This window comes from Planctomonas deserti (assembly GCF_003067705.1).
GTDB classification, from domain to species: Bacteria; Actinomycetota; Actinomycetes; order Actinomycetales; family Microbacteriaceae; genus Planctomonas; species Planctomonas deserti.
This window is the reverse complement of the sequence record NZ_QANL01000001.1, coordinates 59,925-72,552: the sequence shown is the minus strand read 5'-3', so window position 1 is coordinate 72,552 and position 12,628 is coordinate 59,925. Positions and strand designations below refer to the sequence as shown.

General features: G+C 72.0%; 12 protein-coding genes. 10 read left to right on the top strand and 2 right to left on the bottom strand.

What is annotated here, in order from left to right; translation table 11 throughout:
* Positions 1–6: 6 nt before the first annotated feature.
* Complete coding sequence (locus DAI20_RS00345; protein WP_108248614.1) at positions 7–1,476, top strand: sensor histidine kinase; 1,470 nt, start codon at positions 7–9, stop codon at positions 1,474–1,476.
* On the top strand, positions 1,473–2,129 hold the full coding sequence (locus DAI20_RS00340) for a response regulator transcription factor (protein WP_108248613.1): 657 nt from the start codon (positions 1,473–1,475) through the stop codon (positions 2,127–2,129). The genes DAI20_RS00345 and DAI20_RS00340 overlap by 4 nt, the downstream gene beginning before the upstream one ends.
* 237 nt (positions 2,130–2,366) lie before the next feature.
* On the opposite strand, the gene DAI20_RS18345 is transcribed toward DAI20_RS00340, so the two are convergent.
* Complete coding sequence (locus DAI20_RS18345) at positions 2,367–3,092, bottom strand: hypothetical protein (protein ID WP_159084854.1); 726 nt, start codon at positions 3,090–3,092, stop codon at positions 2,367–2,369.
* Positions 3,093–3,810: 718 nt separating this feature from the next.
* The gene (locus DAI20_RS00330) at positions 3,811–4,182 is read right to left on the bottom strand and encodes a hypothetical protein (protein ID WP_159084853.1); all 372 of its coding nucleotides are present in this window, start codon (positions 4,180–4,182) and stop codon (positions 3,811–3,813) included.
* Between the two features lie 156 nt (positions 4,183–4,338).
* On the opposite strand from DAI20_RS00330, the gene DAI20_RS00325 reads away from it, so the two are divergent.
* The 8 genes from DAI20_RS00325 to DAI20_RS00290 all read left to right on the top strand — a co-directional run bounded on the left by DAI20_RS00325 (position 4,339) and on the right by DAI20_RS00290 (position 12,607).
* On the top strand, positions 4,339–5,118 hold the full coding sequence (locus tag DAI20_RS00325) for a histidine phosphatase family protein (RefSeq protein WP_108248610.1): 780 nt from the start codon (positions 4,339–4,341) through the stop codon (positions 5,116–5,118).
* Entirely contained in the window at positions 5,102–5,965 is an 864-nt protein-coding gene (locus DAI20_RS00320) for an NAD(P)H-hydrate dehydratase (protein WP_205781317.1), read from the top strand. The genes DAI20_RS00325 and DAI20_RS00320 overlap by 17 nt, the downstream gene beginning before the upstream one ends.
* A gap of 125 nt (positions 5,966–6,090) precedes the next feature.
* Complete coding sequence (locus DAI20_RS00315; RefSeq protein WP_108248609.1) at positions 6,091–6,951, top strand: aldo/keto reductase; 861 nt, start codon at positions 6,091–6,093, stop codon at positions 6,949–6,951.
* Between the two features lie 10 nt (positions 6,952–6,961).
* Entirely contained in the window at positions 6,962–7,948 is a 987-nt protein-coding gene (locus DAI20_RS00310) for an NAD-dependent epimerase/dehydratase family protein (protein ID WP_108248608.1), read from the top strand.
* Between the two features lie 103 nt (positions 7,949–8,051).
* Complete coding sequence (gene rpsO, locus DAI20_RS00305; RefSeq protein ID WP_108248607.1) at positions 8,052–8,321, top strand: 30S ribosomal protein S15; 270 nt, start codon at positions 8,052–8,054, stop codon at positions 8,319–8,321.
* Between the two features lie 268 nt (positions 8,322–8,589).
* The gene (locus DAI20_RS00300) at positions 8,590–9,015 is read left to right on the top strand and encodes a hypothetical protein (RefSeq protein WP_108248606.1); all 426 of its coding nucleotides are present in this window, start codon (positions 8,590–8,592) and stop codon (positions 9,013–9,015) included.
* Between the two features lie 499 nt (positions 9,016–9,514).
* Entirely contained in the window at positions 9,515–11,776 is a 2,262-nt protein-coding gene (locus tag DAI20_RS00295) for a polyribonucleotide nucleotidyltransferase (protein WP_108248605.1), read from the top strand.
* Between the two features lie 96 nt (positions 11,777–11,872).
* Entirely contained in the window at positions 11,873–12,607 is a 735-nt protein-coding gene (locus DAI20_RS00290) for a glutamine amidotransferase (RefSeq protein ID WP_108248604.1), read from the top strand.
* Positions 12,608–12,628: the final 21 nt, after the last annotated feature.

Here is a 12,628-nt window from a genome sequence, read left to right as displayed (position 1 = left end):
GGGCAGATGCGCGCGGGCGACCAGAGGGAGGATCGGCCGCGCTCGCCGTCCGTCCGCGTGCGCATCCTCGCCGCGATCCTCACGGTCGCCGCGCTCGGGATGCTCGTCGCCGGCGGCACCGCATCCCTCGTGCAGCGGGAGCGGGCGCTCGCCGTGGTCGACGAGCGGCTCCTCGCCACGGCCGCCGAGGCCGCCGACGTCGCGGCAGACGGCGCGGCCGTCGACCTGACCGGCCTCCTGCGGGACCTCGTGCGGGCGGTGCGGCCCGACGCCGACCAGGGCACCCTCGCGCTGATCGACGGACAGCCGACCTTCGCCCCCGAGGACGCTGACCTGGCGCTTGACGCCCTGCCCGGGTTCGCGCCGCGCGTGGCGGCCGAGGCGGCGGGCGGTGTCGCGGTCCGGGGCACGAGCGACTCCATCCGCTACATCGCCATCCCCGTCTCCGTGCAGGGCGACGCGCGCACGGGACTCTTTGTGGCGGCCTACGACCTCGACGCGCGCCTCCGGCCCATCGGGGACGCGTTCCGCACCTTCGCGGCCGTCGCCGCCGTCGCCCTGCTCGTGCTGGGCGGGGTCGGCTGGGTGGTCGCGGGGCGGTTGCTGCGACCCATCCGCGACCTCCGACTCGCCGCCGCCAGGATCACGGCGTCGGACGTCAGTGAGCGCATCCCGCTGCGCGGCCGGGACGACGTGTCCGACCTGACCCGCACGGTCAACGAGATGCTCGACCGGCTGGACGGCGCGCTCAGCAGCCAGCGCCGGCTCCTCGACGACGTGGGGCACGAGCTGAAGACGCCGATCACGATCGTGCGCGGGCATCTCGAGGTGATGGACGAGTCGGACCCCGCCGACGTCGCGTCGACGAAGGCGCTCGCGATCGACGAGCTCGACCGGATGAGCGGGCTGGTGCGTGACATCACGGCGCTCGCCACGGCGAGCGCCCCCGCCGGGCTCGACGCGCGCCCGACCGACATCGCGCCGCTCACGGCTGCCGTGCTGCGCAAGGCGTCCGCGCTGTCCGGCCACCGCTGGGTGTCCGGCGGCACCGCGAACGTCGTGGCGCTGGTGGATCCGGAGCGCATCACCCAGGCCCTGCTCCAGCTCGCGTCCAATGCCGTCCGGCACGGGGCACCCGCCGGAAGCATCGAGATCGGCAGCGCGCTGGCGCCCGATCCGTCGGGCGGCGAGCGCCTGCGGCTGTGGGTGCGCAACGACGGCGCGCCGATCAGCGACGACACCCGGCAGCACATGTTCGAGCGCTTCCGGCGCGGATCCGCGGGCAGGGGGAGCGAGGGCTCGGGACTCGGCCTGGCGATCGTCGAGGCCATCGCGACCGCTCACGGCGGCGGAGTCCTCGTCCGGTCGGCGGCGGGGGACGGCACCGTCATCACCCTCGACCTGCCATTCCGCCCCGCCGGGCGACAGAGCCAGGTGGCGCCCGGCGGCGCGGCCGGAGAGGGGACCGACGCGTGAGCAGGATCCTGATCGCGGAGGACGAGGACCGGATCTCCTCGTTCGTGAGGAAGGGACTCACGGCGGCCGGCTTCTCGGCGCACGTCGTGGGGACCGGGGCGGCCGCCCTCGAGGAGTCCGCGGGCGGTGGCTTCGACCTGCTCGTGCTCGACATTGGGCTGCCGGACATCGACGGGTACGAGGTGCTGCGCCGGCTGCGCGGGAGCGGATCGACGCTGCCGGTGATCGTGCTGACCGCCCGGGACTCGGCCGAGGACACCCTTGCGAGCCTCGAGGGCGGGGCGAACGACTACATGAGCAAGCCGTTCCGCTTCGACGAGCTGCTCGCCCGGGTGCGCCTGCGGATCGCCGACGGGAGGGCGCCGTCCACGACGGTGCTCGGGAACGGCGCCGTCCAGCTGGACCTCCGCACCAGGCGGGCGATCGTGGACGGGGAGCCCGTCGACCTGTCCGCGCGGGAGTTCGCGCTGGCCGAGGAGTTCCTGCGGCACCCGGACCAGGTGCTGAGCCGCGAGCAGCTGTTGAGTCGGGTCTGGGGCTACGACTTCGACCCGGGCTCGAACATCGTCGACGTCTACGTCGGCTACCTGCGGGGGAAGCTCGGGGCGCAGCGGATCGAGACCGTGCGCGGCATGGGCTACCGCTACCGCTGATCCGAGGTCCCGCCGATCCTGCTGGCGCCGGTGCTGGTGCTGGTGCTGGTCGTGGTGCAGGTGCTGATGATCGCAATTCAGGCCCTACGGGCGACACGCCGCAGGAGAGCCTGAATCCCGTGCGTTCACGGCGCTGGGCCTGAATCGTGAACGCCCCGCCGTCACGCGGCGGTCGGGTACCGGCAGCGTGATGGCGGGGCATCCCCCGTTCGTGGATGCCCCGCCGTCGAGGTCGGGTCAGTCGTCCGAGGAGCGCCCGCCGTGGTGGCCGTCGTCGTCGGAGTCGTCGTCGTCGTGATCGTCGTCGCCGCCCGAGTGGTGCCCGGAGTCGTCGTCGTGGCGGTCGTCGCCACCGTGGTGGTCGCCGTCTCCGTGGTGGTCGTCGTCGGACCCGTGGTGCGACGAGTCGTCGTCGCGTGAGTCGCCGCCGTGCCGGTGATGCCCACCGTCACCGTCCGTGGCGTCGTCGCTCACGCCGGGCGCGCGGAGCCCGCCCCTGTCGTCGACGACGCCCACCGGGTCGTCGCCCACGCCCGGGGCGCGGGTGCCACCGTTGTCGTCGACGCCCGCCGGGTCATCGCTGACGCCGGGCGCGCGGAGCCCGCCGTTGTCGTCCGCGCCGGGGGCCGGGTCGGGTGTCCAACTCGGGTCGGGCGTCGGGGTGTCGTCGAGACCGAAGTCGTCGTCAGTCGGCGGGGTGAGCGACGGCAGGTCCGTCGGCGAGGGAGTGGGCGAGGGCGAGGGGGACAGCGACGGGGTAGGGGTCGGCGTGGCGGTCGCGTCGTCGCTGACGCCGGGAGCCCGGGTGCCGCCGTTGTCGTCGGCGATCTCTCCGTTCCGGCTGGTGGGGTTGTCGTCGGCGCCTTCGGCGGCCTGCGCCGTGAGCGTCGCACCGATGCCAAGGGCGGTGATGAGGGCGGCGCCGGCTGCGATCGGTACGGCTCGCTTCGGGGAGATGCGCATGAGGGGACCTTTCTCGAGCCCGGAGGACGGGCATGGCGTCCATCGCCACGGGTCCAGGCTGTGCGCCGACCATGAGCCGCCCCACAGACGAACATGAGACGTCTCTCATGAAGCCGAGGATCCGCCTGGACCCGCCGCCTCAGCGCTGCTCCTGCCCAGGCAGGAGACCCCGCCCCGCTGCCTCCGTTGCCCCTGCTTGGGCAGGAGACCCCCGCCCTGCTGCCTCCGTTGCGCCTGCCCGGGCAGTGCATCCCGCCCGCCAGCCTCCGCTGCCTCTGCCCAGGCAGGAGCCCCAGCCCCGCTGCCTCTGGTTTCCCCTGCCCGGGCATGAGGCCCCGCCCCGCTGCCTCCGTTGCCCCTGCCTGGGCAGGAGGATCCTGCCCAGCTTTTACCTGCGCAGGAATCTTCTGCCTGCGCAGGGGCATCCCGCCCCGCTGGCTTCGTCGCCTCTGCCCAGGCAGGAGACCCCGCCCCGCTGACCTCCCTTGCCCCTGCCTGGGCAGGAGACTCAAACCTGCTGCCTCCGTTGCCCCTGCCTGGGCAGGAAATTCCTGCCCAGCTTTTACCTGCGCAGGAACCTTCTGCCTGGGCAGGGGCGAGAGGGAGCAGGACCTAGGGCGAGCACACAGCAGCAGCACCCAGCACCCGCCCCGGCACGCGGCACGCACGCAGCACGCACACGTGCCCCCCGGCGCGCAGCGGAGCGGGATCGGCGGGGCTAGTCGTCCTCGGGGTGATCCCTGCCGGACCGGCCGGAGCCGCCGTCATCGCCGTCGTCGCCGCCGTTGTCGTCGCCCACCTCGACAGGCTCCGGACCGGGCACGACGGTCGCGCCGTCATCATCCTCGTCCGGCGACTCCGACGGGGACGGCGTGGGCGCGGGCGCCGGCGGCTCGCCGGGCACGGGAGCGGGATCGGCGGGAGGAGGTGCGGGGGCCGGCGTCACGACGACGGGGGCGACGTCCACGGCGCGCCCCGCCTCGTCGGGGATGGAGAGCCGCGGTCCCAGGGCGAGCAGGGCCCCGCCGATGAGGCCCACGAGCACCACGGCGAGCACGCCGAGGAGCACCCGCCTCGCAGTGCTCGTCATATGCGTCCCTCTCCCGTGCGCGTTCCGCCATTGTGCAGGATGCCCGCCCGCGATCGGTAGCGCCGCCCGCGTCGGGCGGGCGACCGGCATACGCTCGAACGACGGGCACCATTCGTCCCGTGACACCCCGTGAGACCCCGAGGAGTCCGCCCCCGCATGACAACGACGCAACTGCTGCTGATCCGCCACGGCGAGAGCGAGGGCAACGTCGCAGCCGCGACGGCGACCCGGGACCGGCTCGACGTCGTGCCCGTGACCGAGCGCGACGCCGACGTGCCGCTGTCCGCGACCGGGGTCGAGCAGGCGACGTCGCTCGGTCTCTGGCTCAACGGGGACGGCCGCCACCTCCGGCCCGGCGCAGTCTTCTCGTCCCCCTACATGCGCGCCCGGCAGACCGCCGAGCTCGCGTTCGGCGCGACCGGCGCCGACGGCCATGCCGCCGGGGACGGCGGCGGCTCGGGCGAGAGCCTCCGCCCGCTGCTGGACGAGCGACTGCGCGACCGGGAGCTCGGGGTGCTCGACACCCTCACCGGCCGCGGCATCGTCTCGCGCTTCCCGCAGGAGGCCGAGCGCCGCCGCTGGCTGGGCAAGTTCTACTACCGGCCGCCGGGCGGGGAGTCCTGGGCGGACCTCGCGCTGCGCGTGCGCTCGTTCCTGCTCGACCTCGAGGTGTACGGCGGGCCGGAGCGTGTTGCGGTCGTCTGCCACGACGCGGTCGTGCTCGTGTTCCGCTACGTCTGCGAGGGCTACACGGAGGAGGAGGTGCTCGAGATCGGCGCCACGACCCCGGTGATGAACACCGGCGTCAGCCTGCTCACCCGCGAGCCGGGTGGCCGCCGCTGGACGCCCACCCTCTTCAACTCCACGGAGCACCTCGAGCAGCACGGCGCTCCGGTGACGCAGCACGGGGGTGACCGCGATGTCTTCTCGCGCTGAGCTGATCACCCCCGCCCTCCTCCGCGAGTGGCGGCTGCCCGCCCCGGGCACCTCGAAGTACGACCGCGGGCAGGTGCTCGTCGTGGGCGGCGCTCGCAAGACACCCGGGGCCGCGCTACTCGCCGGAGTCAGCGCGCTCCGCGTCGGAGCCGGCCGCCTCACCCTCGCGGTCGCGGAGTCCACGGCGGCCGCGCTCGCCGTCGCCGTGCCGGAGTCCGGGGTCATCGGCCTGCCGGAGACGCCGTCCGGCGCCGTCCGCGGCGACGCGGCCGACCGCCTCGGCCGCGAGGCGAGCACGGATGCGGTGCTCGTCGGAGCGGGCCTCGACGACCCGGACGAGGCCGCGGAACTGCTGCGGAACCTGGTCCCCCTGCTCGACGACGACGTGCGCGTGCACCTCGACGCCCTCGCCCTCGGCGTGCTTCCCGGCCTTCCCGACGTGCAGAAAGCCCTGGCGGGCCGCCTGCTGCTCACCCCGAACCAGTCCGAGGCCGAGCGCCTGCTCGACCGCGAGGTGGGGGATCTCGACGACGACGTGGCCGAGATCGCGAAGCGCTACGGCGCGGTCGTCACCTGCATGAACTCCATCGCCGCGCCGGACGGGTCCCTCTGGAACTCGACGAGCGGCTTCGGGGGCCTCGCCACGTCGGGCAGCGGCGACGTGCTCGCGGGCACGATCCTCGGCGTCAGCGCCCGCGGCGCGACCCTCGAGCAGGCCGCCTGCTGGGGCACGTACCTGCACGCCGCGGCCGGCGACCGGCTGGCCGCGCGGGTGGGGCCGCTCGGCTTCCTCGCCCGCGAGCTCGCCGACGAGCTGCCCGCGCTGCTCGTCGAGCTCAGCGTCTGACCCGCGGGTCGTCCCGCCACACTCGGACGCCCGAGTACCACTCCGGACGCCCCGCACCGCTTCGCCTCCCGTCCCCCGTCCCCCTCGAAGTCCCTACCGAAGTTCCGTTCCGTCAAGGAGATTCAATGAAGCATCGTTCCCTCGGCTCCCTCACCGTCAGCGCGATCGGCCTCGGTGGCATGCCGATGTCCATCCAGGGTCGCAAGGATCGGGAGACCTCGATCGCGACCGTTCACGCGGCGCTCGACGCGGGCATCACGCTCATCGACACCGCGAACTCGTACCACCTCGACGCCGACGGCATCGGGCACAACGAGATCCTCATCGCGGAGGCGCTGCGCTCCTACGGCGGCGACACCTCCGGCGTGGTCGTCGCGACCAAGGGCGGCACGATTCACCGCGACGAGGGGCCGTGGGGCCTCGAGGGATCGCCCGAGGCGCTGCACCGGGCGGCGCGCGCGTCCGCCGAGCGCCTCGGCGTGCAAGTCATCGACCTGTACCAGCACCACCGCCCGGACCCGGAGGTCCCGTACGAGGAGACCATGGGCGCCCTGCGCGAGCTCATCGAGCAGGGCGTCATCCGCTTCGCGGGCATCTCGAACGCCGACCCCGACCAGATCCGCACGGCGCACGAGGTGCTCGGCGACGCCCTCGTGTCGGTGCAGAACCAGTTCTCACCCGAGTTCCGCTCCAGCGAGCCGGAGCTCGAGCTGTGCGACTCGCTGGGGATCGCATTCCTGCCGTGGAGCCCGCTCGGCGGCATCCGCCGCGCGCCCGGGCTGGGGGAGGAGCGTTCCGCGTTCCGGGAGATCGCCGACGACAGGGGCGTGAGCCCGCAGCAGGTCGCACTCGCCTGGGAGCTCGCGCTCTCGGAGCGCGTCATCCCCATCCCGGGCGCGAGCCGCCCGGAGAGCATCGTCGACTCCGCCCGCGCGGCGGACCTCGAGCTCTCCTCCGACGAGATCAGCCGCCTGAGCGCGGCGTAGGGAGCACACCGTGACGAACCTGAAGGTCCTCTTCCTCGGGGGCACCGGAATCATCAGCTCGGCGTGCGGCGCGCTGGCCGTCGAGCGGGGCATCGACCTGACGGTGCTGAACCGCGGCCGCACGGGCACGAGGCCGGCTCCCGAGGGCGCCGAGGTGCTCACGGCCGACGTCTCCGACGCGGCCGCCGTGCGGTCGGCGCTCGGCGACCGCGAGTTCGATGTCGTCGTCGACTTCGTCGCCTTCGTGCCGGACCACGTGCGCCGCGACATCGACCTCTTCGCGGGCCGCACCGGGCAGTACGTGTACATCAGCTCCGCGTCGGCGTACCAGAAGCCGCCGGCCCGGCTGCCCATCCTCGAGTCGACACCGCTGCGGAACCCGTTCTGGCAGTACTCCCGCGACAAGATCGCGAGCGAGGACGTGCTCGTCGAGGCCTACCGCGAGAGCGGCTTCCCGGTCACGATCGTGCGGCCCTCCCACACCTACGACCGCACGTCCATCCCGCTGAGCGGCGGCTGGACCATGATCGACCGGATGCGGCGGGGCAAGCCCGTGGTCGTGCACGGCGACGGCACCTCCCTCTGGACGCTCACCCACAACACCGACTTCGCGAAGGCGTTCGTCGGGCTGCTCGGCAACCCGCAGGCCGTGGGCGACAGCTTCACCATCACCTCGGACGAGGTGCTGACCTGGAACCAGATCACCGATCAGCTGGCCCGCGCGGCGGGCGTCGAGGCGGACATCGTGCACGTCAGCTCCGATGCGATCGCCGCGGCGCTGCCCGACCTCGGGCCCGGCATCCTGGGCGACAAGTCGCACTCCGTCATCTTCGACAACAGCAAGGTGAAGTCCCTGGTGCCGGACTACGTGGCCACGGTCCCGTTCGCCGCCGGCGCCCGGGAGATCGTGGCGTGGCACGACGAGGACGAGTCCCGCCGCGAGGTCGACGTAGAGCTGGACGAGGCCCTCGACGCCCTCATCTCCCGCTACGCCTGAGCGGTGGTAGACTCTTTCGGTTGCCGTCAGAACGGCCGCGGATCAAGAGAGCTCACACATCCCGTGCAGGGCACCGCGCAGCGAGAGGAAAGAGGTCCCATTTATGGCACTAGCACCCGACGTCAAGAAGGCGATCATCGAAGAGTACGCCACCCACCCCGGTGACACGGGATCTCCTGAGGTGCAGGTCGCAATGCTGACCCAGCGCATCAAGGACCTCACCGAGCACCTGAAGGAGCACAAGCACGACCACCACTCGCGTCGTGGCCTCCTTCTCCTCGTGGGACAGCGCCGCCGCCTGCTCGGTTACCTGTCGGACATCGACATCGACCGTTACCGCGCACTGATCGGACGCCTCGGCCTTCGTCGCTAGTTCTTGTCGCGAGGCGGCCGCTCCCTTCGGGGAGCGGCCGTTTCGCCGTTAACGCCCGCCCGATGCACGGGAACCGCCCACGGTCCCCGAGCCCGTCGAAGGGACGCACCCCCGCGCCGGTCACGTCGCTTCGACAGGCTCAGCGACCGTACCGGTCCTGACGAGGGACAATCTCACGGTCCCTGAGCCCGTCGAAGGGACGCACCCCGTCGCGCCGACCCCCGCGCCGCTCTCCCGCGGCCGGGGCCCGAGCCGCCAGAATGGGCACATGCGACTTCCGTTCCAGCGCCCAGCCGACCCCGACGCCCCGCCGAAGAGCGACGCGGGCTCCGGGAAGCTGAGCGACTACGACTACAACCTCCAGCCGCGCAACGCGCGGGTGACCATCCGCCTTGCCAAGAGCGACGGGGCGCAGGACGTGATCGCCGGCATCGTCGGACGGTCGAGTCCCGAGGCCTTCATCCCCCGCCGCACCCAGGAGGACGAGCGCGTGGATGCGCCGATGCCCGTGCGCCTGTTCGCCGACGGCCGGCCCACCGCCGTGGTCGGCGAGGTCCCGCGCGGTCTGGAGGGCGCCGTCGAGGCCGCCCTCGTGCGCTGGCAGGAGCGGGAGAACAAGACCCGCCTCCCGGTGGCGATCGTGAAGACGAAGGCCGGCCTGCGCGTCGACCTGCTGATCGGCGAGACCCGCTGACGCAGTGATCACCGCGGAGGCGGGGGAGCGGACCGGCATATGGACGAGCCCGGGAATCCGCCGGGCCTTCCGGGGAGGAAAAGGGGCCGCGTGCTAGAGTCGGCACCGTACGCCCGTGAACCGGTGCGCCGACGGAGTCCCGTGTCACGGGCCCGCTCGGCACGACGCACCGCCCGGCGGGAAGCGGGTTCGCCCGTTCGATGGATCCGAACCATGTCGCCCTGGGCGATCCGGATCGCATCGCCAAACTGAACACGCAACAACGGAGCAGGCCGGCAGGAGGCTGGTCGTTGGTGGTGGTTTTCCGAGTCGCTCGGAGGATTTCTACTAATGGCCAGACATGCGCCCGCGGTGCACTAGAGCACCCGCAGAGCCGCACGTTTCCCGGTAGACCCCGCATTCGCGAGGCGCGCCCGGATCGCCTTGCCCGCTCCTGCTCCTGGACGACTGTCGCTGCCCACACGGGGTTGCGACACTAAACAAAGGAGAAAACCCCCACATGGAGGGTCCAGAGATCAAGTTCGCCGAAGCCGTCATCGATAACGGCAAGTTCGGCACGCGCACCGTCCGCTTCGAGGCCGGTCGCCTGGCGCAGCAGGCGCAGGGCGCCGTCGCCGCCTACCTCGACGAAGACACCATGCTGCTGAGCGCCACGAGCGTCGGCAAGCACCCGAAGGACAACTTCGACTTCTTCCCGCTCACGATCGACGTCGAGGAGCGCATGTACGCCGCGGGTCGCATCCCCGGCAGCTTCTTCCGTCGCGAGGGACGCCCGTCCACCGACGCGATCCTCACCTGCCGTCTCATCGACCGGCCGCTGCGTCCGTCGTTCGTCGACGGCCTCCGCAACGAGGTTCAGGTCGTCGTCACGGTGCTCTCGATCGCGCCGGACGAGTTCTACGACGTGCTCGCCATCAACGCCGCGTCCGCGTCGACGCAGCTGTCCGGCCTTCCGTTCTCCGGCCCCGTCGCCGGCGTGCGCGTCGCCCTCATCGGTGACCAGTGGGTCGCCTTCCCCAAGCACTCGCAGCTCGAGGACGCCGTGTTCAACATGGTCGTCGCCGGCCGCGTCGTCACGGACGAGAACGGCGAGCAGGACGTCGCCATCATGATGGTCGAGGCCGAGGCCACCGACGGTGCCTGGGCGCTCATCCAGGGCGGTGCCACCAAGCCGAACGAGGCCGTCGTGGCGCAGGGCCTCGAGGCCGCCAAGCCGTTCCTCAAGTCGCTCGTCGAGGCGCAGGCCGACCTGGCCCGCCAGGCCGCGAAGCCCACGGCCGACTACCCGGTCTTCCCGCCCTACTCGCAGGAGGCCTACGACGTCGTCGCGGAGCTCGCCTACGACGAGCTCGTGCGGGTCTACCAGATCGCCGACAAGCAGGAGCGCCAGGCCGCTGACGACCAGGTCAAGGACCGCGTCCGTCAGACCATCACCGAGCGCGTCGAGGCCGGTTCGGTCGACGCGTCCGTGCTCGTGCAGCTGTCCGCCGCGTACAAGTCGGTCACCAAGGTGGTCGTGCGCGGTCGCATCCTCAGCGAGGGCGTGCGCATCGACGGTCGTGGGCTGGCGGACATCCGCCCGCTCGACGCCGAGGTCGCCGTCATCCCCCGCGTGCACGGCTCCGCCATCTTCCAGCGCGGTGAGACCCAGATCCTGGGCGTCACCACGCTGAACATGCTGAAGCTCGAGCAGCAGATCGACTCGCTGAGCCCGGTCACGCGCAAGCGCTACATGCACTACTACAACTTCCCGCCCTACTCCACCGGTGAGACGGGACGCGTCGGCACCCCGAAGCGCCGCGAGATCGGCCACGGAGCGCTCGCCGAGCGTGCGCTCGTGCCCGTGCTGCCGTCGCGCGAGGAGTTCCCCTACGCGATCCGTCAGGTGTCCGAGGCTCTCGGCTCCAACGGCTCGACTTCGATGGGTTCCGTCTGCGCCTCGACCCTGTCCCTGCTGAACGCCGGTGTGCCGCTGCGCGCGCCGGTCGCCGGCATCGCCATGGGCCTCGTGTCCGACAGGGTCGACGGCCAGATGCGCTACGCCGCGCTGACCGACATCCTGGGCGCCGAGGACGCGCTCGGCGACATGGACTTCAAGGTCGCCGGCACGAGCGAGTTCGTCACGGCGATCCAGCTCGACACCAAGCTCGACGGCCTGCCCTCGCAGGTGCTCGACGGCGCGCTCAAGCAGGCGAAGGAGGCTCGCACCGCGATCCTCAACGTCATGACGAGCGCCATCGACGCCCCCGACGAGATGGCCCCGACCGCGCCCCGCGTGATCTCGGTGCAGATCCCCGTCGACAAGATCGGCGAGCTCATCGGCCCGAAGGGCAAGACGATCAACGCGATCCAGGACGAGACCGGTGCGGACATCAGCATCGAGGAGGACGGCACCGTGTACATCGGCGCCGTCGACGGCCCCTCGGCTGAGGCTGCTCGCGCCCAGGTGAACGCGATCGCCAACCCGCTCAACCCCGAGGTCGGCGAGCGGTTCCTCGGAACCGTCGTCAAGCTCGCGTCGTTCGGCGCCTTCGTGTCGCTCACCCCCGGCAAGGACGGACTGCTGCACATCAGCGAGGTCCGCAAGCTGGCCGGTGGCAAGCGCGTGGAGAACGTCGAGGACGTCCTGTCCGTCGGCCAGAAGATCCAGGTCGAGATCACCAAGACGGACGACCGCGGAAAGCTGTCGCTCGCCCCGGTGATGGACGAGGCCGAGGGCGCCGAGGCGACCGCGGACACCGCCGAGGTCGGCGCGGAGTAATCCAGCCCGGGGTGGTCCCACCCCGCCACACGAAGCCCGTCCGCGACCCGTCGCGGGCGGGCTTCGTCGCGCTCCCCGGCTGCGTAGCATGTGGAGATGAAGCCCTTCCTGTTGCTCGCGACGCGCGCCGAGGACGAGGCCGCGGACAACGAGTACGCCGCCTTCCTGGAGGCGGGCGGCCTCGAGCCGGCGGAGCTCCACCGCGTCCGCCTCGAGGCGGTGCCCATGCCCGCTCTCGACCTCGACGACTACTCCGGCATCGTCGTCGGCGGCAGCCCGTTCACCACGAGCGACCCCGAGGAGGAGAAGAGCGAGTCGCAGCGCAGGGTCGAGCGCGAGCTCGGACCGCTGCTCGACGACGTCCTCGCCCGCGACCGGCCGTTCCTGGGCGCCTGCTACGGCATCGGCCTCCTCGGCACCCACCTCCGGGGCGTCGTGGACCGGCGATGGTCGGAGCCCATCGGCCGGGTCCGCGTGTCCCTCACCCCCGAGGGTGCCGAGGATCCGCTGTTCTCGGCGCTGCCCGAGTCGTTCGACGCCTTCGTGGGGCACAAGGAGGCCTGCACCGAGCTTCCGCCCGGAGCCGTGCTGCTCGCCACGGGGGAGAACTGCCCGGTCCAGGCGTTCCGGATCGGCCGCAACGTCTACGCGACCCAGTTCCACCCCGAGCTCACCGTGGACGGGATTGTGACCCGCATCCACGTCTACCGCAACTACGGCTACTTCCAGCCGGACCAGATGCACGCGCTCATCGAGTCGGTGGAGGGGGTGAGTGTCCCCGAGCCCGGCAAGGTCCTGGCCGCATTCGTGCGAGAATACGCCCGCCCATAGGGGGCGCGCGCATATGCTCGA